Source organism: Streptomyces sp. NPDC008150 (assembly GCF_042956945.1).
GTDB lineage: Bacteria > Actinomycetota > Actinomycetes > Streptomycetales > Streptomycetaceae > Streptomyces.
On sequence record NZ_JBIBHJ010000006.1, the window covers coordinates 36,303 to 62,264 of the forward strand.

23 protein-coding genes are annotated in these 25,962 nt (G+C 71.0%); 12 read left to right on the top strand and 11 right to left on the bottom strand.

Annotated features, from left to right (window positions below):
• Positions 1 to 291: 291 nt before the first annotated feature.
• Positions 292 to 1,938, bottom strand: a complete 1,647-nt coding sequence (locus tag ACFZA0_RS16570) for an FAD-dependent oxidoreductase (RefSeq protein ID WP_391016664.1) — start codon at positions 1,936 to 1,938, stop codon at positions 292 to 294.
• A 56-nt stretch (positions 1,939 to 1,994) separates the two neighbouring features.
• Positions 1,995 to 2,495 (bottom strand): SRPBCC family protein, encoded by a 501-nt coding sequence (locus ACFZA0_RS16575; protein ID WP_391016667.1) that lies wholly within the window; start codon positions 2,493 to 2,495, stop codon positions 1,995 to 1,997.
• A gap of 367 nt (positions 2,496 to 2,862) precedes the next feature.
• Between ACFZA0_RS16575 and ACFZA0_RS16580 the strand changes: the two genes are divergently transcribed.
• Positions 2,863 to 3,537, top strand: coding sequence for a GPP34 family phosphoprotein (locus ACFZA0_RS16580; protein ID WP_391016670.1), 675 nt, complete (start codon positions 2,863 to 2,865; stop codon positions 3,535 to 3,537).
• 164 nt (positions 3,538 to 3,701) lie between these two features.
• On the opposite strand, the gene ACFZA0_RS16585 is transcribed toward ACFZA0_RS16580, so the two are convergent.
• Positions 3,702 to 5,366, bottom strand: a complete 1,665-nt coding sequence (locus tag ACFZA0_RS16585) for an ATP-binding cassette domain-containing protein (protein ID WP_391016673.1) — start codon at positions 5,364 to 5,366, stop codon at positions 3,702 to 3,704.
• 157 nt (positions 5,367 to 5,523) lie between these two features.
• Here ACFZA0_RS16585 and sigJ point away from each other — a divergent pair, with 157 nt between their 5' ends.
• Positions 5,524 to 6,462 (top strand): RNA polymerase sigma factor SigJ, encoded by a 939-nt coding sequence (gene sigJ, locus ACFZA0_RS16590; RefSeq protein ID WP_391016676.1) that lies wholly within the window; start codon positions 5,524 to 5,526, stop codon positions 6,460 to 6,462.
• 39 nt (positions 6,463 to 6,501) lie between these two features.
• Positions 6,502 to 7,008 (top strand): VOC family protein, encoded by a 507-nt coding sequence (locus ACFZA0_RS16595; RefSeq protein WP_391016679.1) that lies wholly within the window; start codon positions 6,502 to 6,504, stop codon positions 7,006 to 7,008.
• A 123-nt stretch (positions 7,009 to 7,131) separates the two neighbouring features.
• Here ACFZA0_RS16595 and ACFZA0_RS16600 read toward each other — a convergent pair whose 3' ends face one another.
• Both ACFZA0_RS16600 and ACFZA0_RS16605 read right to left on the bottom strand, forming a co-directional pair.
• A complete protein-coding gene (locus ACFZA0_RS16600) occupies positions 7,132 to 7,869 on the bottom strand; it encodes an alpha/beta fold hydrolase (RefSeq protein WP_391016682.1) in 738 nt (245 codons plus the stop codon).
• 127 nt (positions 7,870 to 7,996) lie between these two features.
• Complete coding sequence (locus tag ACFZA0_RS16605; protein WP_391016685.1) at positions 7,997 to 8,773, bottom strand: alpha/beta fold hydrolase; 777 nt, start codon at positions 8,771 to 8,773, stop codon at positions 7,997 to 7,999.
• A 131-nt stretch (positions 8,774 to 8,904) separates the two neighbouring features.
• Between ACFZA0_RS16605 and ACFZA0_RS16610 the strand changes: the two genes are divergently transcribed.
• Positions 8,905 to 9,714, top strand: a complete 810-nt coding sequence (locus ACFZA0_RS16610) for a helix-turn-helix domain-containing protein (RefSeq protein ID WP_391016687.1) — start codon at positions 8,905 to 8,907, stop codon at positions 9,712 to 9,714.
• A gap of 282 nt (positions 9,715 to 9,996) precedes the next feature.
• On the opposite strand, the gene ACFZA0_RS16615 is transcribed toward ACFZA0_RS16610, so the two are convergent.
• Positions 9,997 to 10,641: a dihydrofolate reductase family protein gene (locus ACFZA0_RS16615; protein WP_391016690.1), complete on the bottom strand. Its 645-nt coding sequence runs from the start codon at positions 10,639 to 10,641 to the stop codon at positions 9,997 to 9,999.
• 217 nt (positions 10,642 to 10,858) lie between these two features.
• Here ACFZA0_RS16615 and ACFZA0_RS16620 point away from each other — a divergent pair, with 217 nt between their 5' ends.
• Both ACFZA0_RS16620 and ACFZA0_RS16625 read left to right on the top strand, forming a co-directional pair.
• Positions 10,859 to 12,445, top strand: coding sequence for a UbiD family decarboxylase domain-containing protein (locus ACFZA0_RS16620; protein WP_391016692.1), 1,587 nt, complete (start codon positions 10,859 to 10,861; stop codon positions 12,443 to 12,445).
• 43 nt (positions 12,446 to 12,488) lie between these two features.
• Complete coding sequence (locus ACFZA0_RS16625) at positions 12,489 to 13,133, top strand: UbiX family flavin prenyltransferase (RefSeq protein ID WP_391016694.1); 645 nt, start codon at positions 12,489 to 12,491, stop codon at positions 13,131 to 13,133.
• 318 nt (positions 13,134 to 13,451) lie between these two features.
• Here ACFZA0_RS16625 and ACFZA0_RS16630 read toward each other — a convergent pair whose 3' ends face one another.
• A complete protein-coding gene (locus ACFZA0_RS16630) occupies positions 13,452 to 15,599 on the bottom strand; it encodes a glycoside hydrolase family 6 protein (RefSeq protein ID WP_391016697.1) in 2,148 nt (715 codons plus the stop codon).
• 1,054 nt (positions 15,600 to 16,653) lie between these two features.
• Here ACFZA0_RS16630 and ACFZA0_RS16635 point away from each other — a divergent pair.
• From ACFZA0_RS16635 to ACFZA0_RS16645, 3 genes are all read left to right on the top strand, one after another.
• Positions 16,654 to 18,480 carry a cellulase family glycosylhydrolase gene (locus ACFZA0_RS16635; RefSeq protein ID WP_391016699.1) on the top strand — a complete coding sequence of 609 codons (1,827 nt, stop codon included), beginning with the start codon at positions 16,654 to 16,656 and terminating at the stop codon, positions 18,478 to 18,480.
• Positions 18,481 to 18,660: 180 nt separating this feature from the next.
• A complete protein-coding gene (locus tag ACFZA0_RS16640; RefSeq protein ID WP_391016702.1) occupies positions 18,661 to 19,170 on the top strand; it encodes an NUDIX domain-containing protein in 510 nt (169 codons plus the stop codon).
• Positions 19,171 to 19,227: 57 nt separating this feature from the next.
• Positions 19,228 to 19,779, top strand: a complete 552-nt coding sequence (locus ACFZA0_RS16645) for a YciI family protein (RefSeq protein ID WP_391017593.1) — start codon at positions 19,228 to 19,230, stop codon at positions 19,777 to 19,779.
• Between the two features lie 231 nt (positions 19,780 to 20,010).
• Here ACFZA0_RS16645 and ACFZA0_RS16650 read toward each other — a convergent pair whose 3' ends face one another.
• Complete coding sequence (locus ACFZA0_RS16650) at positions 20,011 to 20,622, bottom strand: TetR family transcriptional regulator (RefSeq protein WP_391016705.1); 612 nt, start codon at positions 20,620 to 20,622, stop codon at positions 20,011 to 20,013.
• Positions 20,623 to 20,735: 113 nt separating this feature from the next.
• Here ACFZA0_RS16650 and ACFZA0_RS16655 point away from each other — a divergent pair, with 113 nt between their 5' ends.
• Positions 20,736 to 21,695, top strand: a complete 960-nt coding sequence (locus tag ACFZA0_RS16655; protein WP_391016708.1) for a zinc-binding dehydrogenase — start codon at positions 20,736 to 20,738, stop codon at positions 21,693 to 21,695.
• 216 nt (positions 21,696 to 21,911) lie between these two features.
• Here ACFZA0_RS16655 and ACFZA0_RS16660 read toward each other — a convergent pair whose 3' ends face one another.
• Positions 21,912 to 22,403, bottom strand: a complete 492-nt coding sequence (locus tag ACFZA0_RS16660) for an MSMEG_6728 family protein (protein ID WP_391016711.1) — start codon at positions 22,401 to 22,403, stop codon at positions 21,912 to 21,914.
• Positions 22,404 to 22,749: 346 nt separating this feature from the next.
• On the bottom strand, positions 22,750 to 23,343 hold the full coding sequence (locus ACFZA0_RS16665) for a TetR family transcriptional regulator (RefSeq protein ID WP_391016713.1): 594 nt from the start codon (positions 23,341 to 23,343) through the stop codon (positions 22,750 to 22,752).
• 150 nt (positions 23,344 to 23,493) lie between these two features.
• On the opposite strand from ACFZA0_RS16665, the gene ACFZA0_RS16670 reads away from it, so the two are divergent.
• Positions 23,494 to 23,799, top strand: a complete 306-nt coding sequence (locus ACFZA0_RS16670; RefSeq protein WP_391017595.1) for a hypothetical protein — start codon at positions 23,494 to 23,496, stop codon at positions 23,797 to 23,799.
• Positions 23,687 to 24,268: a hypothetical protein gene (locus ACFZA0_RS16675; protein ID WP_391017627.1), complete on the top strand. Its 582-nt coding sequence runs from the start codon at positions 23,687 to 23,689 to the stop codon at positions 24,266 to 24,268. Before ACFZA0_RS16670 ends, ACFZA0_RS16675 begins: the two co-directional genes overlap by 113 nt.
• 129 nt (positions 24,269 to 24,397) lie before the next feature.
• On the opposite strand, the gene ACFZA0_RS16680 is transcribed toward ACFZA0_RS16675, so the two are convergent.
• On the bottom strand, positions 24,398 to 25,915 hold the full coding sequence (locus ACFZA0_RS16680; protein WP_391016715.1) for a DHA2 family efflux MFS transporter permease subunit: 1,518 nt from the start codon (positions 25,913 to 25,915) through the stop codon (positions 24,398 to 24,400).
• Between the last annotated feature and the right edge of the window lie 47 nt (positions 25,916 to 25,962).

Consider the following 25,962-nt stretch of genomic DNA (forward strand, 5'->3'; position numbering starts at 1 on the left):
GGTGCGGAGCGGACCCGCGGGGGCGGCGCCTCCGACGACCGGCGGCACTGCGATGGGGCGCCGCCTGCGTCCTGAACTTCGGGCTCGGTGCCGTGGTGTGGCACGTGGTGCTCGGCCATTCGTGGCGGTACTCGCTGGGTTTCGCTCCCGTTCTGATGGTGGGCGTGTTGGTGAGCATGTGGCTGGGGTCGACCATCCTTGAACGCGCTCGGCACACGGGTGGGCGTTAGCCGCTCCCGGCCTCCCCGGTCCTCCGCGGCCCCGGTGGGCGTCCGACGCGTCACCGCCGCCTCACCCGGCGGCCGGCGGCAGCCTCCGCACCGCCCGGTCGCCCTTGCGGTCGCGGTGGGTGAGCAGCCGTTGCGCCCTGCTCAGGGACGCGTGGCGGTGTCCGCGCAGGGCGGCGCGGGCCGCGTTGGCTCCGGGAGCACCATGCACGCCGCCCCCGGGATGTGCCGACGCCGAGGCGAGGTAGAGGCCGGCCACCGGGGTCTCCGGCCGCCCCGAGCCGGGTGTCGGACGGAGGACGAGCTGCTGGTGGAGGGCGGTCGTCCCGCCGTTGATGGCGCCGCCGTGCAGGTTGGCGTCGAGGGACTCCAGCGTGGCCGGTGCCAGCACGCGCCGGGCCAGTACGGCCGAACGGAACCCTGGCGCGAACCGCTCGACCTGTCGTTCCACGCGGTCGGCCATCAGGTTCTGCTCGCGCTCGTCCCAGCGCCCCGTCAGGCCCTCCTCCCCGGCGTCTCCGGTGATCCGCTGCGGGACGTGGGTATAGGCCCAGGCCGACTCCGTACCGCGTGGTGAGCGTGCGGCATCGGTGGTCGTCATCTGTCCGAAGAGCGCGAACGGACGGTCGGGCACGAGGTGTTGTGCGATCTGCGCCGCGAAACGGGTCAACTCGTCGACACCGTCCGCGAGATGGACCGTTCCGGCTGTCGATGGCTCGTGCGCGCGCCACGGCACGGGACCGTCAAGTGCCCAGTCGACCTTGAAGGTGGCGAAATCCCACTGGAACTTCCCCAGATCCGCCAGGAGTTGGCCAGGCAGGTGGGCGGCGTCCACCAACTCGCCGTAGAGCGCGGGTGCGGAGACGTCCGCCAGAACCGCCCGTGCGGCCGCGACCGTCTCGCCCTCCGCGGTGCGGACCCCCACGGCGCGCCCGCCCCGCACGACGACTTCGACGACCCGCCGCCCGCACAGCACCCGGCCCCCACGGCTCTCAAGACGCCTGACGAGGGCAGAGGTGAGGGCGCCCGAGCCACCGACCGGTACGGGAAAGCCGTAGGTCTGGCCCAGCATGGACATCAGCCAGCCGAAGCCGCCGCTGCCCGCCGCCTCGGGCGAGAGGTCGGCGTGCAGAGCGTTTCCGGCGAGGAGCAGCCGCCCGCCCTCGCCGTGGAACTCCTCCTCGCCCAGCCGCCGCACCGGAAGCAGGAGTGAACGCGCCAGCCGCAGCCCGCCCGCCGTGCGCAGCCGCCTGGCGAGCCCGGTCGCGGCGCGCACGGGCGGGAACGGGGTGAACAGGGCGCCGAGCACGTTCTGCCGAAGGCCGTCCCACACGTCGTGGAGTTCGCGCCATGCCGCGCCGTCACCGTCGGCGAAGGCGTCGAGGGAGGCGGCGGTGACGTCGAGGTCCCGGCTCAGCACGGCGCACCGGCCGTCCACCAGCGGATGGGCGAGCACCTCGGGCGCGTGGGTCCAGCGCAGCCCCTCGCGGTCCAGGCGCAGGGCGGCGAGTACGGGGGAGGCGGCGGCCAGCGGATAGAACGAGCTGAAGAGGTCGTGCACGAAACCGGGGCGCACCCCCTCGTCGTGACGCACAGCGCCCCCGGGGACGGCCTGTTCCTCGACGACCGTCACGCTCCAGCCCGCGTCGGCCAGCACGTTCGCGGCGACAAGGCCGTTGGGCCCTGCCCCGATCACCACAGCGTCCGGCACGGTGACCTCCGGTTCGTCGAGGGTGGCGGACCCGGTCCGCCGCCCGGTGGCGCGTCTCAGCCGGGCCCCGGCCCGTGCGGCGCGGGTGGCCCCACAGGTGCGGCGCGTACGGTCTCGCCCTCGGTGTCCTGCGCCTCGCACAGGTCGGCGAGACGCTTGAGCATCGCCCGGTGGCGCACCTGGATGATCACTTCCACGGCGGGGTTGTGCAGCGTGCCGCCCGCCCCGCGCAGCGGATGCTCGTCGATGATCACGAGGCTGTCGTCGCCCCACGGCCGGATCTCGACGGCGATCCTGGCCGTGCCCAGCGGCCCGGCGTGCGCCTCCAGCTCCAGTTCCCTGCCCTCGACGCACGCGCGTACGACGGTCCTGTTGGCCAGGCGCACCGGACCGAGGCGCACCTCGTAGACGAGCGTCGAACCGACCTCGGGCCACCGGCCGTGCACAGGGCGGGCGGCGGCGGTGCCGACGACCCAGTCCGCGTAGCGGGTGCCGTCGGCCAGGACCGCCCAGACGTCGCCCGGACTCCTGCGGATCACCCGATGACGTACAGCCATGAACCCTCCTGTGCCACGGGCCTCTCCTCGGCCCTTGCGGCTGCCGAAGAGGCGGGACATGGCCGACGAGTTCCCACGACGCCGCTTTTGAATCGGTGTGCTCGACTTTGTGCGGTCCTGTCCGGATGGGACAGGGGCGGTGGCCACGCGCCCGGCGCCCCCGGAGCGGCTCACCCGCCGGGGCGGGGGCGGAGGGACGGGACAGGACGTCGCCACGGGGCGGCCGTAGGTGCCCGTTGCCCGTCGTGCCTGCCGCCGCGGGACGCCGACGCCGATCGGCTGCCGCTCTGCCGGGTTGGGCGTCGGGGCCGGGGGAAACCTCCACCACGTGGACGCTGTACCTGACCGCTACGGAAGAGGCGGTGTCGTGCGACTGACCTTGGCCGAGGAGTTGTTCCTCGTGCCGAAACGCGACCGTACGGGACGCCTGCTCAGCAACGACGCGCTGTCGTTCGGGGTGGCGGGCGCGGTGCTGACGGAGTTGGCGCTGCTCGGCCGGCTCGTGCTGCGCGACGGCAGGCTCGTAGCGGTCGACGGGCGGAGCGGCGGCCTCGCCGGTGAGCGGGCCGGCCCGCCGGCCGAGGAATGGTGGCAGGCCGTACGCGCGCAGTCCCGCCCGCGGCGGCCGGCGCGGACGGTGGGGACGGTCGCGGCCGGCAAGGCGTACAGGAGCGTGGGGGCCGGTCTGCGCGACCGTGGTGTCGTGCGCGACGAACGGCGGCGGTTCCTGGGGGTGTTCCCCGTGACCCGGTGGAGCGAGGTCGACGCCGCGCCGGGCCTCGCCGTACGCGACCGGCTCGCACGGGCGATGGGCGGAGGCGCCGTGGACGAGCGAACTGCCGCACTGGTCCTGCTGGTTGACGCGTGCGGGCTGTCGCGCAGGCTCTTCCCGGAGGCCGACCGCCGTGCGCGCAAGGCCCGCCTGGGCGAACTGTCCGCGGGCCCCTGGGCGAACGAGGGGACCGGGGAGGCCGTCCGGGCCATCGCCAAGGGCGTCGCCTCCGCGATCTCGACGGCGCGGGCGGTGCGGTCGTCCGGTTGAGGCTGACACCGGGGCCGGGCTGACACCGAGGTCGGGGCTTGCGCCGGGCTCAGGACCCGACGGCCCCCACCCGGGCGGCCCCTCACCGGGCGGGGCCGGTCCCCCGGCGGTGCCCATGTCCTGGCCGGTCCCCTTCCAGGACCCGGCCAGGCCGGTCTCTGTCCCTACCCCGCTGCGCCGCGGTCGGCCGCAGCGACGTCCGTGACCTTCCCGCCCGCCACGAGGAGGCGGCGGTCGGTGCGGACGGCGTCCAGCATGCGGCGGTCGTGGGTGACGAGCAGGAGGGTGCCCTTGTAGGCGTCGAGGGCCGCTTCGAGCTGCTGGATCGCCGGGAGGTCGAGGTGGTTGGTGGGTTCGTCCAGCACCAGCAGGTTGACGCCGCGCCCTTGCAGGAGGGCGAGGGCGGCCCGGGTGCGTTCGCCGGGGGAGAGGGTCTCCGCGGGGCGCCGGACGTGGTCCGCGGCGAGCGCGAACTTGGCCAGCAGGGTGCGGACATCGGCCGGCTCCATGTCGGGCACCGCCGCACCGAAGGCGTCCAGCAGCGTCTGCGGCCCGTGGAAGAGCGCGCGGGCCTGGTCCACCTCACCGACCACGACACCCGAACCGAGGGTCGCGTGTCCCGCGTCGAGGGGGAGGCGACCGAGGAGAGCGGCGAGCAGCGTCGACTTGCCGGAGCCGTTCGCGCCGGTGATGGCGACACGGTCCGCCCAGTCGATCTGGAGGGTCACAGGGCCGAACCGGAAGTCCCCGCGCCGCAGTTCGGCCTGGTTGAGGGAGGCCACGACGGCACCCGACCGAGGGGCGGCCGCGATCTCCATGCGCAGCTCCCACTCCTTGCGCGGTTCGTCCACCACATCCAGACGCTCGATCATGCGCTGGGTCTGCCGCGCCTTGGCGGCCTGCTTCTCGCTGGCCTCGCTGCGGAACTTGCGGCCGAGCTTGTCGTTGTCGGTCGCCTTCCGGCGCGCGTTCTTCACGCCCTTGTCCATCCAGGAGCGCTGCATCTGGGCGCGGCCCTGGAGCGCCTCCCGCTTGCCGGCGTACTCCTCGTACTCCTCGCGGGCGTGCCGCCGGGCGATGTCGCGCTCTTCGAGGTAGGCGTCGTACCCGCCGCCGTAGAGGCGGGTCTGCTGCTGCGCGAGGTCGAGTTCGAGGACCTGCGTGACCGTGCGGGAGAGGAACTCACGGTCGTGACTGACGACGACGGTGCCCGCGCGCAGACCGCTGACGAAGGCCTCCAGGCGTTCCAGGCCGTCCAGGTCGAGATCGTTGGTCGGCTCGTCGAGGAGGAAGACGTCGTAGCGGGAGAGCAGCAGGGAGGCGAGTCCGGCGCGGGCGGCCTGCCCGCCGGACAGGGACGTCATGCTCTGGTCGAGGCCGACGCGCAGGCCGAGCTGCGCGGTGATCTCCTCGGCGCGCTCGTCGAGGTCCGCCCCGCCGAGGGCGAGCCACCGTTCCAGGCTCGCCGCGTAGGCGTCGTCGGCGCCGGGCGTTCCGTCGACGAGCCCCTGGGTCGCGACGTCCATGGCGAACTGGGCGTCGGCCACGCCCGTGCGCCGGGCGAGGAACTCCGCGACGCTTTCGCCGGGGCGCCGCTCGGGCTCCTGGGGGAGGTGACCGACGGTGGCGCCGGCGGGGGAGAGGCGCAGCTCCCCCTCTTCCGGGACGGAGAGGCCCGCGAGCATGCGCAACAGGGTTGATTTGCCCGCGCCGTTGGCGCCGACCAGCCCGATCACGTCGCCGGGAGCGACGACGAGGTCGAGGTCGGAGAAGAGCAGGCGTTCCCCATGACCTGCGGTGAGGCCCTTGGCTACGAGAGTGGCAGTCATCAGGGCACGATCCTAGGGCGTCCGGCGCCCCCGCCCGCGCCCGCCTCGGGCGAGCGTGCCGCAGGGGCCGCGGTCGTTGCCCCCTGACATCGAGGGGGCCCGGCTCGTCGTACTCCGCGGAAGGATGCGTACGTGGCGAGTGAGAGGCGCTGACCGAATGGACGACACCGGCGGAAACGAAGATGCTTCGACGCGTCCCGAGGACGACCCGTTGCTGTCCCAGCGGCGCGGCCTCGCCAACCTCGCCTACCGACTGCTCGGTTCGCTGTCCGAGTCGGAGGACGCCGTGCAGGAGGCGTACGCCCGTTGGTTCGCGCAACCCGCCGACCACCGGTCCGCCGTCGCGAATCCGGCTGCCTGGCTGACGACGGTCGTGAGCAGGATCTGCATGGACCAGCTGCGTTCGGCACGCGTGCGCCGGGAGCGGTACGTCGGTGAGTGGATTCCGGAGCCGTTGCCGGCGCGGGCCGAGTGGAGCGCGCTCTCCCACGGATCGAGGGAGGGAGATCCCGCCGATCACATCACGTTGGACGAGTCCGTCGAGATGGCGTTCCTGGTCGTGCTCGACTCGATGACGCCGGCCGAGCGTGTCGCCTTCATGCTGCACGACGTGTTCCGGGTGCCGTTCAACGAGGTCGCGGAGATCGTCGGCCGCACGCCGGGTGCCTGCCGCGAGCTCGCCTCGTCGGGCCGTCGACGCGTGGCCGCAGCGCGCACCGGAGCCGGCGGCGCGGGAGCGCGGCGGCGGTCCGCGGTCGTCGGTGAGTTCCGGCAGGCGTGGCAGGCCAAGGACGTGGACGCGCTGGTGCGGCTCCTCGACCCGTCGGTTGTCGCCGTCGCCGACGGCGGTGGCCGGGCGGCAGCCTCGCCGGAGCCGGTCCACGGCCACGTCCGGGTCGCGGAGTTCCTCGTACACCTGGCGGGCCTCGCGGGCCGGCTCGACCTCCTCGAACGCACCGTCAACGGCCAGCCGGGCCTCGTGGCGGTGAGCGGAAGCCAGGTGCTCACGGTGTACGCCTTCGACATCGACGACTCGCGCATCCGGCGCATCTGGGCGATGCGCAACCCGGACAAGCTGCGGTCATGGAGCAATTGAGGCGTACGGCGGCACTCAGGTCCTGAAGAGGGAGCACCGATGTCTTTCAACCCAGACCCCGACACCGACACCGACACCGACACCAACTTCGTTTCCCCTGCCCGTTCCCACACCCTGCACCTCACCGTGCACGGCGCGGACGAGGCATCCACCTGGTATCAACAAGCCTTCGGAGCATCGGAGTTGACCAGGCTGGTGGTGCCCGGCGGCAGGCTGATCCATGTCCAGGTCCGCATCGGGACGCTCACCCTGATGCTTGCCGACGAGTTCCCCGAGATGAACTCGTTCGGGCCGCGGCACTTCGGCGGCACCTACGGTGCCCTCTACCTGCACGTCGACGATGCCGACAGCGCCTGGGAACGGGCCGTCGGGGCCGGGGCAACAGTGATCCGCCCGTTGAGTGACGCCTATTGGGGCGAACGGGAAGGCCAACTGCTCGACCCCTTCGGCCACCGGTGGGGGCTCACCCAGCGTCTCCGCGACGTCCCGCCCACCGAGCTCCAGGAACTCACGACCGAGGCGTTCGCGGGCTTCACCACGGACTGAGCTCCCCGCTGCCGACGGCACCCTGCCGTTGAATCCCTCCCGCCCCGTCGGACGAACCTCTGTCGGGAGCGGGCCGGCAGGGGCTGCGTGCTGCGCCCCTGCCGACCCGCTCCCCCTCGACGGTCAAACAGCCTTCGCGAAGTCCTTGGCGGCGCGCCCGACGAAGTCGGCGACCCGCTTCGGGTGTGCGACGAACGCGGTGTGGGAGGCGTCGATGTCTTCGGTGTGGGCGTGCATGCGTGCGGCCATGTCCCGTTGGAGCTGCGGCGGGATGGAGTTGTCGTCGTTGGAGACCAGGTACCAGCTCGGCTTCCGGTCCCATCCGCGGACCGTTGCGGCTTCCGTGAACGCGGCTGCGGACAAAGGCCGTTGGGTCGCGTACATCGTGCGGGCCAGCTCGTCGGAGGAGTCGCCGCAGAAGACCTCACGGAATCGGCCGGGGTTGATGTAGAGGTCGGGGCCACCAGGGGCGCCGGGGGCGTCGTAGGGGGTGGGCGCGTTCTCGGTGCCGAGCAGCGAGGGCTCGTACCCCTCCTGGGCGCTGAGGCAGCTCTCGCCGACGTCGAGGCCGAACGCGGCGAGGTAGACCAGGCCGGTCACGTTGTCGAGGCCGTCCGCGGCGTGGCCGATGACGGCGCCTCCGTAGGAGTGGCCGACGAGCACCACGGGGCCGTCGACGGCGGCGACACGGGTGCGGATCGATGCCGCGTCGGATGCGAGAGCGCGCAACGGGTTGGGCGGGGCGACCACGGTGTGGCCGTCGGCCTCCAGGGCGGAGATCAGTCCGTTGAAGCCGGACGCGTCCGCGAACGCGCCGTGGACGAGGACGATGGTGGGCCTGTCGGCGGGCGTTGTCGTCATGGTGGTGCCTTTCCCCTTCGGATGGAGCGGAGTCGGTTCGTGCGACGCACCGCCGCTGCCGCCGTTGAGCGGATCGCTTGAAGGCGGCGCGGCGCGGGGCGTGGTGGGTACGGATGCGGCCGGTAGGTCAGGCGGCCGGCGCGAACGCCGTGATGGCGTCGGCGAGTTCGGCGGCTGCTTCGAGCGGGATGAGGTGCCCGGTGTTCGGCATCACCGCGAACTGCGCCCCGGAGAGGTACGGGACGAGGTTCCGGCGCAGCACGTCAACGGGTTCGACGCGGTCGTGCTCGCCGGCCACGACGAGGGCCGGGACGTTGATCATGCGGGTGTGTTCGGTGATGTCCTCGGCGATGCCGTGCAACGGCCATTCCGTGCGGGCCGCGCCGACGCCGGCCCGGGAGTCCCTGCTGATCTGCGCCTTGATCGGCGCCGGCAACGCGGTGGCGGTCAGCACGGTGTCCCGCGCGGCCGCGGTGGATTCCTCGGTGTCGTAGGCGCGGGAGAGGAACTCGCGGTATTCGGCGGTGATTTCAGCCGCCGGCCTGGCCGGTCCGGATCCGACGAGAACGATCCCCCGCAGACCGGTGGGACGCTTCGCGGCGACGAGCTGTGCGACCTTGCCGCCCATGGAGTGTCCGACGAGGACGTAGTCGTCGATCCGGGCGTCGGCCAGGACGGCGACGGTGTCGTCGGCGAGACGCGTGAGCGTGTAGGGACCGGGCAGGGCGTTCGAACGGCTCCATCCGCGGAAGTCGACGGCGAGGGTGTCCCGGCCCGGCAGACGGTCCACGACCAGGTCCCAGGTGCGGGCGGATCCTCCCCAGTAGTGCAGGAACACCAGGGTCGGACCGGCGCCTGTCCGGTGGTCGTATGTGGGCAGTGCGAGCTGTCGCGTGCTGGTCATGCGGAGGTCCTCCGATTGTGCTCACCGGCTGCTTTCGCCTTGTTTCCATTGGACCGCCGCACGCCGGGAGGGGCATCGGCGTGACTGGACGGCCGATGGTGAAAACTGGACTCGTGGCAACGATCCGGCAGATGACCTACCAGCCTGTCGACCGTGGGGCGTCGTCGGTCGAAGTGATGACGTTCGAGCGGCTGAGGGAGATGAACGACGGGGGCACGCAGCGCGCCGACTTCCACGTACTGGCCCTCGTGGACGACGGCGACGGCAGGGTGACGGTCGACTTCGTCGCCCACTCGCTCACGGCGCGCACAGCGGTGTGGATCTCGCCCGGCGCGGTGCACCGCTGGGACGACATCGCCCGCCTCACGGGGCACCTGGTGCTGTTCGTCCCGACCGCGCCGGTGACCCACCGCACACGGGAACTGGTCGCCTCGCCCGATCTCGTCGCCCGGTGGCCCATTCCCGCCGAGGACTGGCCGTTCGTCGACGCGGCGCGCGGGCATCTCGTCCTCGAAGCGGCGGCCCTCGCCGAGGACGCGTCGACCGAGCTGCCCGACATCCTGCTGTCCGCGCTGCTCACCCGCGTCGAGCCCCCGCACGCGCAGGCGCGCTCGGCGAATCCGACGTTTCAGCTGTTCCGGTCGAGCGTCGAGGCCCACTTCCGCACCCACCACGACGCCGGTTACTACGCCCGTGCGCTCGGGTTCGCCCCGCGCACCCTGACGAGAGCGGTGCAGCAGGTCACCGGCCGGACCGCGAAGGCGTACATCGTGGACCGGATCGTGCTGGAGGCGAAGCGCCTGCTCGCCCACGAACGCGTCACCGCGGCACACTGCGCACGCGAGCTCGGCTTCCCGGACCCGTCGAACTTCTCGCTCTTCTTCCGGAACGCGACGGGCATGCGCCCCGGCGCCTGGCAGGCGGCGACGGTCCTGGACTGACCAGGGGCGTGCCCAGAGCCGGGTCGGAGCCCGGCCCGGCCGGGTACCGCACGGGCCGTCTGGATCTCCGCACCGGTGGGGTGGGCGGATCGGCGGCGCCGCGAGGGCCTGCCCGGCCCGGCGTCGCAGGATCGGACACGAAGCCGGGTCGGAGCAGATCGAGGCGTGTCGGGCGACGAGGAACCGTCGAGCGAGCTGCTCCCGGTGCGGGCAGGCACGGCACGGCACGGCGCCGGTGCCGTGCCTGCCCCGCGCTCCGACCTGGAAGCGATCCTCCTTACGTCACCTTCGCCAGAACAGGTGGTGCGTCACGCCGCTCGGGCTGGGCACGACCTCCAGGTGGAACCGGTCGAGCAGTTCGTCGGGGGACTCCCAGAGCCGAAGCCCCGCCCCCAGTTCGATGGGCGAGACCGCCACGTGCAGGGTGTCGACGAGGTCGGCGTCGAGGAACTGCCGGACGGTGGTCACTCCGCCGCCGAGTCGGACGTCCATGCCCTGGGCCGCTTCCCGCGCCTGTGCGAGGACCGCCGCCGGGTCGCCGTCGACGAAGTGGAACGTGGTGTCGGAGAGCGCGAACGACGGACGCGTGTGGTGGGTCATGACGAACACCGGTGTGTGGAAGGGGGGTTCGTCACCCCACCAGCCGCGCCAGTCGTGGTCCGTCCAGGGGCCGCGCTGAGGCCCGAACTTGTTGCGGCCCATGATCTCGGCACCGATGTTGCGCGCGAAGTCCCGCGTGAAGTAGTCGTCGATCCCCCTGCTTCCGCCGGAGTCCGTGCGCATGGGCCAGCTCGCGGTCGCTCCTGCCCAGGAGAACAGTCTCTCGGGACGGTCGAAACCGAACGGCCTGGCGAGACTCTGGTCCTCACCGGCGGCGACTCCGTCGGCGGAGACATTGAAATTCATGACTCTCAGTAGTTGTTGCACGTTTTCCCTTGTCCGATCCTGTCGCTCATGACGGGCGGCAGGAGCCGCCCGTCATGACGTCGAACGAGACACCGGCAGATCGACAACGGCCTGCAACTTTTTCGGCCGCCTTCTGGGCCGAGATGCCGACGCACACAGCCCCTTGAGGTGAAAATGGCCGCATTCGTGCTCAAATCGACTCTCCGGTCGGGTTGGAGTGACGGTAAGGAAGCCTCTGATGGTGTCCTCGCAGCAGCAGGACGGCGTTCACGATCTGCGGTCCGCGCTGGAACGCCTGCGTGAGAACCCGGGACAGCTGATCGAGACGGATCGTGCTGTCGATCCGATCGCGGAACTGGCCGGCGTGTACCGGTACGTCGGCGCCGGAGGCACCGTGGTGCGGCCCACACGGATCGGTCCCGCGATGATGTTCAACAACGTCACGGGGTATCCCGACGCCCGGGTCCTGGTGGGACTGATGGCCAGCCGCGAGCGGGTGGGCCTGCTCCTGGACGCCCCGCCCCGCCGCCTGACCCAGCACATGGGGCAGGCGATCCGCGACGCGATCAGCCCCGTCGACGTCGGTCCGGAGAAGGCGCGGTGCCAGGAGGTCGTCCACCGGGCCGACGACCCCGGCTTCGATCTCCGCAAGATCCTGCCCGCCCCCACCAACACCGAGAAGGACGCGGGGCCGTACTTCTGCCTCGGGCTGGTGCTGAGCAGTGACCCCGAGGGCGAGAAGGGCACGGACGTCACCATCCACCGGCTCTGCGTGCAGGGCAAGGACGAGATGACGATCTTCTTCGCCCCCGGTCGGCACATCGACGCCTTCCGGAAGAAGGCCGAGGCGCAGGGCAAACCCCTGGCCGTCTCGGTCAACATGGGCCTCGATCCGGCCATCCACATCGGCGCCTGCTTCGAAGCACCCACGACTCCGTACGGCTACGACGAGTTGGCCATCGCTGGCGGGCTGCGCGGCAGGCCGGTGGAACTGGTCGACTGCCTCACCGTCGGGGAGAAGTGCATCGCCGCCGCCGAGGTCGTCATCGAGGGCGAGATCCTGCCGGACGTCCGCCAGGCCGAGGACCAGAACACCCACACCGGCCACGCCATGCCCGAGTTCCCCGGCTACGACGGACCCGCCAACTCCGCCCTGCCCGTCATGAAGGTCACGGCCATCACCACCCGGCGCGACCCCGTTCTCCAGACCCTGGTCGGCCCCGGTGAGGAGCACGTGAGCCTGGTCGGCATCCCGACCGAGGCGAGCATCTACAACGCCTGCGACGCCGCCATGCCCGGCTTCGTCACCGAGGTCTACGCGCACTCGGCGGGCGGTGGGAAGTTCCTCGCCGTCATCAAGGTGAAGAAGACCAGCGCCTTCGACGACGGCCGCGCACGTCAGGCCGCGCTGGTCGCGCTCGGCACCTACGCCGAGGTGAAGAACATCATCCTGGTCGACGAGGACGTCGACATCTTCGACACCGACGACGTGCTCTGGGCGATGCAGACCCGGATGCAGGGGGACATGGACATCATCATCGTCCCCGGCATCGCCGGTCACGTCCTGGATCCGTCGCAGACACCCGAGTACGACCCCCGGCTGCCCACCAAGGGAGTCACCGCCAAAACGATCTTCGACGCCACCGCCCCGTACGCCCTGCGGGACGACTTCGTGCGCGCTCAGTTCCGCGAGGTCGACCCGAGCCTGTGGGCACCCGAGCTGTTCCCGGACGCGGCCGGCACCGCCGGCCCCGACGCGGAGAGCGGTGACGACAGCCCGCGCCGCGCGTCGTCGACCCGCGGCAAGAGCAGTCAGCACGACTGACCGCCCGGTCGCCCCCACCCCCGAAGGCATCGAAGGAGACACCGTGCCCGAGCAGCGCCGCGTCATCATGGCCGTCACCGGAGCGGGCGGCACCCGGCTGGCCGGCCGGGTCCTCGCCGACCTGACGGCTCATCAACAGGTAAGTCACGTCGACCTGTTGGTGTCGGCGAACGGGCGGCGGCTCATCGCCCACGAACTCGGAGGAGACGAACAGGACGATCCCGTCGAGCGCCTGCTGGGTGCGCCGTCGGACAAGGTCACCGTCCTGCACCCGGAGTCGGACTTCGCCGGGCCGCCCGCGTCGGGCAGCTACCGCAGTTGGGGAATGATCGTCCTTCCGTGCGCGATGGGCGTGATGAGCCGCATCGCGCAGGGCCAGTCCGACACCCTTGTGGAGCGGGCGGCCGACGTGTGCCTCAAGGAACGACGCCCTCTGCTGCTGTGCGTGCGCGAGACTCCGTTCAACCTCATCCACCTGCGCAACATGACCCAGGTGACGGAGGCGGGCGCGATCGTCTACCCGATGATCCCGACCTACTACAACACCCCGCGAACCGTTGCGGAGATGGACGAGGAGTTCGCCGCCCGACTGCTGAGCTTCGTCGGTCTCGACAGCGGCACGGGCGACTACTACGAATGGCAGGGAGGCGGCACGCCCGCCTCCCACGACCGGGCCCCGAGCAGCTAGCCGTTCGGCACGCGGCCTCCCACGAACCGACCTGTTGGGAAACGGAGTTGGTGGGTGGGACTGCCGGGCGGCGGCTCGAAGGGACGTATCCGCTCGTCCGCGCCGGGGCTTCGCGGTGGGATGCCGCTCTCCGGTGAGCGTGCCCGCGCACACCGGGAGCCCCGGAGGCGAAATGCCTCCGGGGCTCCCGGTCGGGGCTGCCGGGTGGGAGATGTCACCGGGTCACTGGGGCACCGGTGTATCCCGCACCTCGGCCGGCTCCGACCGCCGTGTCGTGCGGTGGGCGCGAGCGCCGTGCCGCCAGTGGTGGGTAGCGGTTTACGGCTCCGAGCCCCACACCAGGGTTCCTCCGACGTAGACGGTGACCTTGGGAGCGTCGGCGTAGGAGGTGTTGGTGCCCCGGCTGTAGTCGTCGGCCTCGTTGAAGTTCGACCAGTCCGACTTGGCCAGGCGGAGCTGGAGATCGCCGCTGTTCGCGCCGGCCGCCAGCGAGCCGCTGCTGAAGCCGACCTCCAGGTAGTGGTCGGCGCCGGTCCGGGCCTGGGGCAGTGCGGTTGTCGACAACTTCACCGTGGAGCAACCGATTTGGGCCCAGTCGCAGAAGCTCTGGTAGCCGGCGGAGGAGGACTCCCCGGTGAACCAGTAGCGGACGGTGACCTTCGACAGGTCGACGGCCGCGGTGCCGCCGTTGACCAGTTGCAGGCCCGGCCGGATCCCGTTGTCCGTGGCGGAGGAGTCGTTGTTCTTGTACTGCGCCTTCAGACCGGAGGTGCTGCCGCCCCCGCCGCCGCTGGTCGCCTTGGTGACGGCGGTCGCCGCCGTGGAAGCGGCCGAGACGTTGCCCGCCGCGTCCTTGGCCTTGACCGTGTAGGTGTAGCTGGTGGACGCGGAGAGACCGGTGTCGGTGAAGGACGTGGCGGTGGCGCTGCCGACCTTCGTGCCGTTCCGGTAGACGTCGTAGCCGGTGACGGCGGTGTTGTCCGTCGACGCCGTCCACGTCAGGGAGGCGCTGTCACTGGTCGTGGCCGACACCGTGAGCCCGCCCGGAACGGTGGGGGCCTGGGTGTCACTGGTGCCGCCTCCGCCGGTGCCGCTCAACGGCGGGTTGGCGTTGGCGAGCAGCTGCTGGAACTGGGCGGAGAACCAGTGGCCTGCGAGCGGCGCGTTGGGCAGTGCGCCGGTGAGGTTGTTCCCGTTGCGGGCGTTGCCGGTGTACGTGGGGTCGCACATCTGGTCGAAGCCCTTGCCCTCGTCATTGGCGATGGCCTGGCTCGCGCCGTCCGACTCGCCCGGGGGCTTGGCCCATACGTAGGCGTCGATCCCGGTGTCGGGAGCGGTGGCCGGACGTTCACCGATGCCGGCACCGCTCTGGTTGCACCAGTTGCCGGCGTGGATGCGCCGGTCGATGCGTCCGCCGTCCACGTAGGCGTCGACACTGGTCGTCGGGCCGGGGCCGGTGGGCCGGGAGCTGCCGCCCCACCCGTTGCGGGAGGTGTCGATGAGCATGCCGATACCGCTGTCGAAGCCCTGGGCGACGAGTGCGGTGCGCAGCCCCTGCGCGTAGGTGGTCTCGTCGTTGTACTGGTTCCAGTCGATCCACTTCGACTGGCGCACCGTCGTGCCGTTCACCGTGTCGGTGATCTTGACGTAAGGCTCTTTGGTGGCCGAGTAGTTGGCGGTGTTGACGATGAAGCCGGTCACGTCGTTGACGGTCGCGCCGTTCGTGGTGGCGGCCTTCTTGAACTCCTGGGCGGCCGGGACGAGGTTGCTGTCCCAGCCGAGCCAGCCGTGGTGGCCGGCGTCGATGTAGTTGTAGGAGTTCGACAGCGCGCCCAGCTTGTGCAGGGCGTAGCCGACGCCGTTCTCGTAGTTGCCGTTCGCCTTCATCGTGGCGCACTGGGTGGTCGAGCCCGCGGTACCGCCGGCGTTGGTGACCAGGTTGGGCAGGGAGTCCGGCTCGATGAGGTTGACGATGCGCAGGCTCGCGTAGGCGGGGTCGGCGAGGATGGCGGCGATGGGGTCGATGTAGTCGGACTCGTACTTGGCGAGGTCGGTCGGACCCAGTTCGCCGTTGGACGCCAGGGCCGCGCAGTCACGGCCCGGGAGGTCGTAGATGACCAGTTGCACGAGGTTGGCGCCCTGCGCCTTGGCGGCGTCGAGGTGGGCCTTCAGACCTCGGGCGTCCGCCGTGCCCTGGATCGCGGCGATGCGGTCCAGCCACACGAAGGTCGGCTGGTTCGCGATGGCCGAACCACCGGGCTCGGCCGCGGCCTTGGCGGACCAGTCGGGGTTCACGTAGGTCTTGGCCCCGACGTACGGGTTGTCGAGCTTCGCCGCGGCGCTGGCGGTCTGCGGCAGGGCCGTCAGCGACAGTGCGCCGACGAGGGCGGCCGACGCGAGGGCGGCGGTTCGTCTCGGGGCACGTGAACGTGCGGAGCGGGCAGGTCTGAACAAGCGCAAGCGCATGGTCTCTCCTGTGAGCAACGGGGGAACGGGGTTACAGGCAGGGCGAGTTCGCCTCTCCGGTGCGGTCCGGAAGGGCGCTCCCGTCGTCCGGCGAACCGGATGGCGGGCAGCCCGGACCGGCGCGTCACGATCTGCTGAGTCGTGATGCGCGAGGGGCCGTGCCGGCTCTGCGGTGGTGCGGCTCTGCGGGTGGTGCGGCTCTACGGCGATGCGGCTCTGCGGGTGGTGCGGCTCTGCGGATGCTGCGGTCCTGCGGTGAAGCGCCGGTGCGGGAACGCGCCGGGCGCTTCCGGACGGGGGCCGTGAGGCTTTCAGGCGGGAATTTCAGGGGGTCGGGGGTGGGCCTGCCTGGGGGTTTTCGCATCGCGGCTGTGGTCCCCTGCCGCGGAGCTGGGTGCCGAACACCGGCCGCCGGTTGTCTCTTCGATTCGGCTCCAAGAGGGGCCGGCGGACGGTGCGTTGAGCTTGGGAGCGCTCCCGCAGCGTGCGGTCACGGAATCGAACCTGTCAACACCCCCGCGTCAGATGGGTTGTTCGGGATCATGCCGAGCAACGGTGCGCCGTACGGCGGCAGTTAGGGCAACGGGTGGCTGTTGTCGCAGCTCGGGAGTGGTCGGACCGCCTGCGTGACCGGCGGGCGGGCGACGGCCGGGGGAGTTGGAGGAGGCCCGGGGCGCGGACGCCATTGGGTGCCGCCGCCGTCGTGAGGACCGTGGCGGCGACGGGACGGGGGATCTCGCGCCGCGCCTACGGCGATCGCCCGGTAGTGGCCGCCGCGTTGTTTCCGCCGCCCCGCGTCGGGGCCGGTCGCGTGGGGAAATTTTCGCTCTCCGGGACCCGATCGTTGCGCGGGGTATTGACGCATGTACGCCAAGTGGCTTCCATGGGCGCGGTCACGGCTTCGACGAGCGGGTCGCACGGGAGGGACACCCCGGGCGGCTCGTGGGAGCGGTCGCTGCCGGGACGGCCCAGCCGCCCTCACGTCATCCGCATGCCTGCTTCGCAATATGGGAGCGCTCCCACGCTCTCGCTTCTCCCTCCGAGAGGACCCCCCATGAGAACCGAGCCGCTCCGCCGGCTGAGAAACACCCTGGTCACCCTGGTTGCCGGCGCCGTGATCACACTTGTGTCGCTCGCCGCGCCGCCCGCGCAGGCGTCGCCCGGCCCTGCCTCGACCGTCACGACGGCGACCGCGTCGGCGGGCTCCGGGTACTGGCACACCAGCGGACGCCGCATCCTCGACGAACAGAACCAGCCGGTCCGGATGGCGGGAATCAACTGGTTCGGGTTCGAGACCTCCAGCTACGTCGCTCACGGGCTCTGGTCACGCGACTACAAGTCGATGATGGACCAGATGAAGTCGCTCGGTTACAACACGATCCGGCTGCCCTACAGCGACGACATCTTCAAGAACACCGCGCCCGACAGCGTCAACTACTCCGGCGGTCTCAACGCCGACCTCCAGGGCCTCAACTCCCTTCAGGTCATGGACAAGATCGTCGGCTACGCGGGGACGATCGGCCTCAAGGTCGTCCTCGATCGTCACCGCCCGGACGCCTCGGGCCAGTCGGCGCTCTGGTACACCGCGGCGGTGCCGGAGACCACGTGGATCACGAACCTGAAGGCCCTCGCCACCCGTTACCTGGGCAACAGCGCCGTGGTCGGCATCGACCTGCACAACGAGCCGCACGACCCGGCCTGTTGGGGATGCGGGGACACGAGCATCGACTGGCGGCTGGCCGCTGAACGGGGTGGCAACGCCGTCCTGTCCGTCAACCCCCAGCTCCTGATCTTCGTCGAGGGCGTACAGACCGTGAACGGCCAGTCGACCTGGTGGGGCGGCAACCTGGCAGGCGTGGCCACGGCCCCGGTGCGGCTGGACGTCGCGAACCGTGTCGTCTACTCGGCCCACGACTACGCGACGAGCGTCGCGCAGCAACCGTGGTTCAGCGACCCGTCGTTCCCCGCCAACATGCCCGCCGTGTGGGACAAGAACTGGGGATACATCTTCAAGCAGAACATCGCGCCCGTGTGGCTCGGGGAGTTCGGCACCACCCTCCAGTCCACGATCGACCAGAAGTGGCTCGCGGCGCTCGTCGACTACCTGCGTCCCACCGGAACCTACGGCGCCGACAGCTTCAACTGGACCTTCTGGTCGTGGAACCCCAACTCCGGTGACACGGGCGGCATCCTCAAGGACGACTGGCAGACCGTGGACACCGTCAAGGACGGCTACCTGGCGTCCATCAAGTCACCGTCCTTCAGCGGCGGTGGCGGCGGGGGAACCGGCGGCGACACCACCGCGCCGACCGCGCCGGCCGGACTCAAGGTGACCGGCACGACGTCCACGAGTGTCTCCCTCTCCTGGACGGCGTCCACCGACGACACCGCCGTCACGGCCTACGACATCTACCGCGGCACCGCCAAGGTCGGGTCCGTGACCGGCACTTCCTACACCGACACCGGCCTCACCGCCGGCACCGGTTACGGGTACACCGTGCGAGCGCGCGACGCGGCGGGCAACACCTCGCCGGCCTCGGCGTCGGTCACCGGGACCACGTCCGGCTCGGGCGGCACCTCCTCCGGCTGCACGGCCACCTACAAGGTGAGCAGCGACTGGGGCAGCGGCTTCAACGCCGACGTCACCGTCACCAACACCGGTACGTCGCCGACCAAGACGTGGCAGGTCACCTGGAACTGGCCCGGAAGCCAGACCATCAGCAGCATGTGGAACGCCTCCTACACGCAGACCGGCAAGGCGGTCACGGCACACAACGCCGACCACAACGGCGCCGTCGCCGCCGGAGCGTCGACATCGTTCGGCTTCGGCGCCGCACCCGGCGGGGCGGGCACACCCACACTGGTATGCACCGCGAGCTGACACCCGGGACCACCTGACCATCAAGGGCCGGTCCGCCAACTCCGGCGGACCGGCCCCCACTTCAGTCGCTGTCCGCGTGCCGGCGGCCCCTTGGCCCAGGTTCGCCTCGGGTCGGTCTCCACCGGTCACGCCGGTCACCGGGAATCGGCGTCGCCGGCGTTGTCGGTGGGTTCTGCCAGGGTGGGCGTCGTGGACGAACTGGTGGAGCGTGTCGACGGTCAGGATCGTGTCCTGGGGGTGGTCAGCAGGCGGCAGGCAGTTCATGAAGGCTGGCTGCACCGGGTCGCCGTGACGGTGTGCCGCGACGAGCGGGGACGGATCCTCGTTCACCGGCGGTCGGGGCAGTTGTCGCGCTTCCCCGGGTTCCACGAAGTCGTGGCCGGTGGCGCTGTGGGCGTCGGCGAGTCCTATGAGCGCGCCGCCAGGCGGGAGTTGGCCGAAGAGCTGGGTGTCCGTGTGCTGCCGCGCCTGCTGTTCACGTTCCTCAATCGCAGCGGTCTGAGCCCCCATTGGCTCGGCGTGCACGAAGCCGTGCTGCCGAGCGTCTTGGTCGCCGATCCCGATGAGGTCGCCTGGTACGGCTGGCTGAGCGAGCCGGAGTTGAGGTCGGCCCTGGCGGAGTGGCGCTTCACCCCGGACAGCCACGCGGCCTTCAGCAGGTACGTCGCCTTCCGGACCGCGCAATCCTGATCCGACCGCCCGGGAAAGTCACTCGACCCTGCCACCCCTGTGAAGGACCCTCTGGGCATGGAGTTTCCTAGCTACCACCGCGATCGTTCCGATTCCGCGGCGTTGCGAGACGATTTGCTGGAAGAGCACTGGTCCTACATGGATCAGTACGCGAAGGAAATGATCGCCCGGGGGCCGACCCTCGCCGACGACGGCGACACGGCCACCGGAAGTGTGCACATCGTCGATCTGCCCGATCCGACCGCTGCCCGCGCGTTCGCCTTCGAGGAACCGAACTACCAGGCCGGCGCCTACAGAGACGTGCTGCTGCGACGGTGGCGCAACGTGCTGGGGCGCACCATGTGGGACTTCCCGGGCGGGCGCACCGGCGGAAACCGGTACCTCGTGCTCGGCTTCGGCACGGGAGAGGCGGTGGATCTCACGGTACCCGACGACCGGGACGACCTGATCGCCTACGGACCACTGCTGTCCGACGACGGTACGACCTGGCTGGGCACGGCGGTTCTGCTCCGCGCTCCCGACCCGTACGCGGCACGCGCCATCCTGACCTCTGCGCGGTACGCCGATGTCGAGGTGCACAACTGGCAGTTCGGCGGGCGTCCTTCGTGACCCGGAGTGCTCAACTCGGCCGACCGGAAGGGTCCGTGGGGGAGGGGGAGCAAGACCCGGCGTGTCGCTCGCTTCTGGTCGACGTCCACCCGGGCAGCCGACCCTCGTTGTGACACGACGACGGGGCCCGCCGTCTCAGAGGCCCAAGTGGGCTGCGCACAGTCTGCGGCGTGGCGTGCGACCGGTGGCCGTACCGCGTCCGCCGCGGCTGTGACCGCGAGCGTCGATCGGTCAGGGGCGTCTCTCCAGAACGTCCGGCGTCCCCGGCTCCGGAACGGCGCGGAACGCCTCAATCATGTACGCGGCGAAACGACGGGATGCCGCGAGCCGGTCGGCACGCGGGAGTTCCTGGACCCCTCGGTGGGCCATGAGCATGAGGACCAGGTCGTCGACGACGAAGCCTGGCCGCAGCCGTCCCGACTTCTTGGCCAGGTGGGCCAGTTCGGCCACCGCGCGCAGGGTGCGCTCACGGTCGGCGGCGAAGTCCATGGCCTCGGGGAAGGCAGCCATGAACGCGTCGGCGAATCCCCTGCTGTCGGCGTGGAGTTCGCAGATCCGCTCGATCAGAATCCGGAAGCCGCGCCAGGGGTCCGGGTCCACGAGAGCATCACGAACGATGGCGTGACAGGCGTGCCGTTGCTCGGCGAAAGTCTCGGTGATCAGGTCCTGCTTGGTCGGGAAGTGCCGGTAAAGCGTCGCGGGACCGACATCGGCCTGCCGTGCCACCTCCCGCACGGGCGCGCTCAGACCCTTCTCGCCGAACACGGTGCGAGCGGCGCGCAAGAGGCGGTCGCGGTTGTCGCGGGCGTCGGAACGCGCGGTGTGAGGCAATTGGCTGGGCATCGTGTCTCACTTTAGCCAAACGGACGGGAGCGTCCGTTACGTTCCGAAGGCGCCGGCCCGCCGATCACGGCCGGCGTGGGGCTGCCTGTCCCGCACTGACCCGAGGAGTCGCAGTGAAAGCCGTTGTCATCAGGAAGTTCGGAGACCCCGCGGGCCTGGAGGTCCGGGACCTACCCGAGCCCGTCCCGGCGCCCGGACAGGTACGGATCACCACGGAGGCGATCGGGGTGGGAGGGGTGGACGCGGTGATCCGCCGGGGCGCGCTCGCCGCCTACGGTTTCCGGGAGGGGCATCTGCTCGGCAGCGAGGTCGCGGGCCTCGTCACCGCGGTGGGTGACGGCGTGGACGGCTCGTGGGTCGGGCGGAGGGTGTGGGCGTTCACCGGTCTGTCCGGTGGCTACGCGGAGCAGACCGTCGCGGCGGTCGGGGATCTCCTGCCGCTGCCCGACGGTCTGACCGGTGCCGACGCCGTGACTCTCGGGGGCTCCGGCGTGGTCGCCCACTTCGCTCTCGAACGTGCCCGGTTCGCACCCGGCGAGAAGGTGCTGCTGCGGGGCGCCGCGGGCAGCATCGGCATCACGGCGCTCCAGCTCGCGGCGCGGGGTGGTGCGGGTGCGGTGGCGGTCACCACGTCCTCGGCCGAGCGCGGCACTCGCCTGCGGGAGCTGGGCGCCACGCACGTTCTCGACCGTTCCGGCGACGGCCCGGACGCGCCCGTCGGCTTCGACGTGGTGATCGACGTTGTGGCAGGTCCTCAACTGCCGCTCTTCCTGGACAAGTTGAAGCCCAACGGGCGATACGTGGCCGTCGGCGTGGTCGGCGGTCAGCCACCGGCGGACTTCGGCACGCATCTCATGGACGCCTTCCGCAGATCGCTGTCGTTCTCCACTCTCAGCACCGACACCGTGCCCGCCCCCGAGCGGCAGGCCGTGCGGTCCTCCCAGTTCAAGGCCGCCGCACGCGGGGACCTCCGTACCGTGGTGCACGCGACGCTGCCGTTGGATCAGGCGGAGGCCGCCCATCGCAAGATGGACGCGGGCACGGTGTTCGGAAGGATCGTGCTGACGCCCTGAGCCGGCCGGGTGCGGAGCGGCCAGCGGCCAGCGGCACGGGACGGGACCGTCTGCGGGGGCGCGGTGCGCCGTGCGTGCGGAGGTCGTGCGAGCCACCGGTTGCCTGTGCACCTTTAGGTCGGCCTCTTCGCCGAGGCGTCCGCACGTGGGTCGGCGGGGGCGTCCGCCCGGTTCCGGCCGCCGAGCGCACCGTCGCGTCACCGGCCGGCGTGGGCGTCACGGCTGCCCGTTCCCGGCCCGTGAGGGATCCCGGTCCGACGCGGGCCAGATGTAGGGCAGGTCGTCCGGGACGTCGGTGAACAAGGGGCCGTAGTGATCGGGGTCCTTGCGCCGCAGAGCCGAGCGGTGGCTGCGGTGGAAGCCGGCGTCTCCCAGCCAGGGCGGCAGTTCGCCGGCCGCGGCCAGCATCGACTGCGTGCGAACCCGCGCGCCGGGCCGGTGACCGGTGAAGTCGGCCATCAGGGACGCGGCACAGGTGTCCGTACGCCCACCCGCCGTCCAGGTACCGCAGATCTCCAGGCCGTAGCGGACCAGTGCCTCCTCGTAGCCGGTCCACATGCGGACAGCCGGATGGTGCCGCCACCCGTAGCCGGGAACCGTCAGCCCGCGAAGCACCTGGAGGGTCTCCACCCGCTGCTTGCCCAGGCGTCGGGTGTCGAGGGCGGCGGCGGATGCCCTGAAATCCGGGAAGGGCAGGAATGTCTGCATCTGTCATGAGTACCCCGGGGCGCCGTGAGCGCCACGTCGGCGACCTCGCGCGGGCGCCTCCGAGCCCCTGTGCTCCCGAGCCAGGCTCCGTGACTCTGCTTCCCGGCCCGGCGTCGTTCCCCCGGCGCCGCCGACAGGGCTGTCGTCGCCTTCGGCCGGTAGGCGTTGCTTCCTGACGGACCGCGCTCCCCGTGGGCGCCGCGCGATGATCACCACGCCCGGAGGCCGTGCGCGGCATCCCTCTCAAGGGGGCGCCCCTCGGTGGCCGGGCTTCGCCGGGCAAGGGTCCCGCCGTGGACGGACCCGCACGCCCCGCAGCGTTTCGTCGGAGGAGTCGGAGGGTGGGTCAGGCGCGCAACAGGCGCAGCGTGCGCGCCAGTTGTTCGGCGTAGGCCCGCTGGAAGTCCGGGTCGGCAGGGTCGCTGCCGAAGATGCCGCGCACCGTGTCCGGCATGAGGTGCGGGGCCATGACGAGCGCCTGGGACAGCAGCATGACCATGGCGGGGCTGATTGTGTCGCTCAACTCGCCCTCGGCCTGCCGACGTTCGATGTCGGCCAGGTCCTCCGCGTTCGGCTCGGAGTCGTCGGGGCGGCCCGTCAGTTCCGACCATGCCTTCAGCCGGATGCCGCGCGGGTCCGCGAAGTTGGTGCGCAGGTAGCCGAGGACCAGCTCTTCGTAGGGGAGTTCGGGGTCCTGGAGCTCGGTCTCGTTCGTCAGCCACTGGCGGCCCAGCTCGGCGTAGATCCCGCTCTTGCCGCCGAAATAGTAGTTGATCAGCTGCTTGTTGACGCCTGCCCGGTCGGCGATCTCCTGCACCCGGGCCCCGGCGTACCCCTTCTCGGCGAAGACGTCCTTCGCGGTCTCCAGCAGACGGCTCCGGGAGTCCTCGGGCGCGGGGGCCGCGGCGTCGGCGGCCCGGCGACGGGCGGGCGGGTTCATGGGGCCAAGGATATCGACGAGGGCCGGAGCGTCAATCAACTGGTTGGTTGACAAAATTCAACCGGATGGTTGACGTTGGACCCGGTACTCAGAACGGAGAGAGCCTTGATCCTTGTCACCGGAGCCACCGGCACCGTCGGCCGCCCCCTCGTGGCGGACCTCGCCGCCGCCGGCCATCCCGTCCGCGCGCTCACCCGCTCCCCTCGCACCGCCACCTTTCCGGCGGGTGTCGAGTCCTGCGACAGCGCGCATCCCGACCTCGACGGCGTCACGTCCGTGTTCGTGAACCCGGCGGCTCTGTGGCGGAGCGAGCGGACCCTGTTCGACGCGGCCAGGGCCGCCGGTGACGCGCGTGGTCACGCTGTCGTCCTCGTCCGTCCTCACCGGCGACAGCGACCACGCGGTGGCCAACCGCCACCGCGAGCTGGAAGCCGCCGCCGAGGCCGCCGCCCCTGAGTTCGTCCACCTGCGGCCGGACGCCTTCGCCGCCAACGCCCGGCAGTGGATCGGCCAGGTGAGGACCGGCGACACGGTCGTGGGTCCCTACGCTCACGCCGTCACCGCCCCGGTCCACGAGGACGACCTGGCCGCCGTCGCCGCCCGTGCCCTGACGGGATCGATCCCGTCGGGCGAGGCGCCGGTACTGACCGGACCCCAACCGCTGAGCTTCACGGAGCAGGTCGGCATTCTCGGTGCGACCCTCGGACGCCCCCTGCGCTACCGGGAGATCCCGCACGCTGCTGCCCGTGACGCGATGCTCTCCGGGCCCTGGATGACCGAGGAGATCGCCGACTCCCTGCTGCGCTACTTCGCGTCGTGCGTGGAGACGCCGACCCCGGTCTCCCCGGACCTGGAGCGCATTCTCGGCCGCCCCGGCCGCACGTTCGCCGAGTGGACGGCGGACCGCGTCGCCGAGTTCCGCTGACGGCGCGGCGGTTCTGCGCCGCCGAGCCGTCGACGTCGGGCGCCGCGACAGGCCAAAAAGCGGCTGCCCCGCCTCCACGACATGGAGGTGGGGCAGCCGCTTTTGGAACCGGCAGCGGTTCCAGCACGATCACATGTGCACGACCGGGGCGTCGTCGTCACCCGTGACGACGCGGCCCTTCCGGTACATGAACACCGTGATGACGGCGCCCAGCAGGAAGATGCCCGCGGACCACCAGTAGGCCGTGGAGTAGCTGTGCAGCTGCGCCTCGACCAGGGCCTGCTCGGTGGGCTTCTTCCCCTTCAGGTAGTTGGTGGCGGCGCTGGCGGCCAGCGTGTTCAGCAGCGCGGTGCCGATGGCGCCACCGATCTGCTGCATGGTGTTGACGGTCGCGGAGCCGACTCCGGCGTCCTCCGGCAGGACACCGTTGATGGCCAGGCTCATGGCGGGCGGCATGACCAGGCCGATGCCCACGCCCATCACCAGCAGCCAGGGCAGGATGTTCGCCGCGTAGGTGCTGTCCACCTCCAGGCGGGTGAGCATGGCCAGGCCGACGGCGCCGATCAGGGCGCCGATGGGCACCACGTACTTGGGCCCGTAGCTGGGCACCAGCTTGATGGTGGACAACTGGGCCGCGACCATCAGGATGCCGATCATCGGCAGGAACGCGAGACCGGTCTGCACCGGGCTGAAGCCGAGGGTCGCCTGGAGGTAGTAGGTCAGGAAGAGGAAGACGCCGAACATGCCCGCGCCGCTGACCGCCACCACGATGAACGAGGCGCCGCGATTGCGGTCGGCGAGCACCCGGAGCGGGAGCAGCGGGTGCTTCGCCTTCGTCTGCCACACGGTGAAGGCGACCAGCAGTACGGCGGCGGCGATCAGGAAGCCCCAGGTCATCGGCGACGACCAGTGGTGGCTCTCGGCGTTGGAGAACCCGTAGACCAGACCGAACAGGCCGGCCGTGGCGAGGACCGTGCCGGGGATGTCCAGCTTCGGGCGCTCGGCGGGACGGCCGCCCTTCAGCAGGACGATGCCGCCGGCGAACGCGAGCACCGCGAAGATCAGGTTGACGTAGAGGGTCCAGCGCCAGCTGAGGTGCTCGGTGAGCAGGCCGCCGAGGAGCAGGCCGATACCGCCGCCCGCGCCGGCGATGGCGCCGAAGATGCCGAACGCCTTCGCGCGTTCCTTGGCGTGGGTGAAGGTGGTGTTGAGCAGCGCGAGCGCGGCCGGGGCCAGCAGTGCGCCGAAGACGCCCTGCAGGGCGCGGCCGGTGACGAGCACCTCGAAGTTCTGTGCGGCGCCGGCCAGCGCGGACGCGCCGGCGAAGCCGACGACGCCTATCAGGAAGACGATCTTGCGGCCGACCAGGTCGGCGAGCCGGCCGCCGAGCAGCAGCAGACCGCCGAAGGCGAGGGCGTAGGCCGTGATGATCCACTGCCGGTTGCCGTCGCTGAAGCCCAGGGCCGTCTGGGCGGACGGAAGGGCGATGTTCACGATGGTGGCGTCGAGCACCACCATCAGCTGGGCAAGAGCGATCACGGTCAGGACCCACCAGCGCCTGGCGTGGTCGGGGTCGCTGTGATCACCTGCGCCCCGCGCGACGTGATCCGTCCCGCCCGGGGGACGGTCTTGGAGGTCTTGACTCATGGGGAAGCTCTCCGGAGGCTTGGGCGTCATTCAACGGTACGAAACCG

Coding starts and splice junctions, on each gene's coding strand:
- ACFZA0_RS16610 (WP_391016687.1), top strand. CDS start 8,905: ATGACCTACCAGCCTGTCGACCGTGGGGCGTCGTCGGTCGAAGTGATG.
- ACFZA0_RS16645 (WP_391017593.1), top strand. CDS start 19,228: ATGGAGTTTCCTAGCTACCACCGCGATCGTTCCGATTCCGCGGCGTTG.
- ACFZA0_RS16630 (WP_391016697.1), bottom strand. CDS start 15,599: ATGCGCTTGCGCTTGTTCAGACCTGCCCGCTCCGCACGTTCACGTGCC.
- ACFZA0_RS16585 (WP_391016673.1), bottom strand. CDS start 5,366: ATGACTGCCACTCTCGTAGCCAAGGGCCTCACCGCAGGTCATGGGGAA.
- ACFZA0_RS16600 (WP_391016682.1), bottom strand. CDS start 7,869: ATGACGACAACGCCCGCCGACAGGCCCACCATCGTCCTCGTCCACGGC.
- ACFZA0_RS16650 (WP_391016705.1), bottom strand. CDS start 20,622: ATGCCCAGCCAATTGCCTCACACCGCGCGTTCCGACGCCCGCGACAAC.
- ACFZA0_RS16605 (WP_391016685.1), bottom strand. CDS start 8,773: ATGACCAGCACGCGACAGCTCGCACTGCCCACATACGACCACCGGACA.
- sigJ (WP_391016676.1), top strand. CDS start 5,524: ATGGACGACACCGGCGGAAACGAAGATGCTTCGACGCGTCCCGAGGAC.
- ACFZA0_RS16665 (WP_391016713.1), bottom strand. CDS start 23,343: ATGAACCCGCCCGCCCGTCGCCGGGCCGCCGACGCCGCGGCCCCCGCG.
- ACFZA0_RS16635 (WP_391016699.1), top strand. CDS start 16,654: ATGAGAACCGAGCCGCTCCGCCGGCTGAGAAACACCCTGGTCACCCTG.
- ACFZA0_RS16660 (WP_391016711.1), bottom strand. CDS start 22,403: ATGCAGACATTCCTGCCCTTCCCGGATTTCAGGGCATCCGCCGCCGCC.
- ACFZA0_RS16620 (WP_391016692.1), top strand. CDS start 10,859: ATGGTGTCCTCGCAGCAGCAGGACGGCGTTCACGATCTGCGGTCCGCG.
- ACFZA0_RS16595 (WP_391016679.1), top strand. CDS start 6,502: ATGTCTTTCAACCCAGACCCCGACACCGACACCGACACCGACACCAAC.
- ACFZA0_RS16680 (WP_391016715.1), bottom strand. CDS start 25,915: ATGAGTCAAGACCTCCAAGACCGTCCCCCGGGCGGGACGGATCACGTC.
- ACFZA0_RS16575 (WP_391016667.1), bottom strand. CDS start 2,495: ATGGCTGTACGTCATCGGGTGATCCGCAGGAGTCCGGGCGACGTCTGG.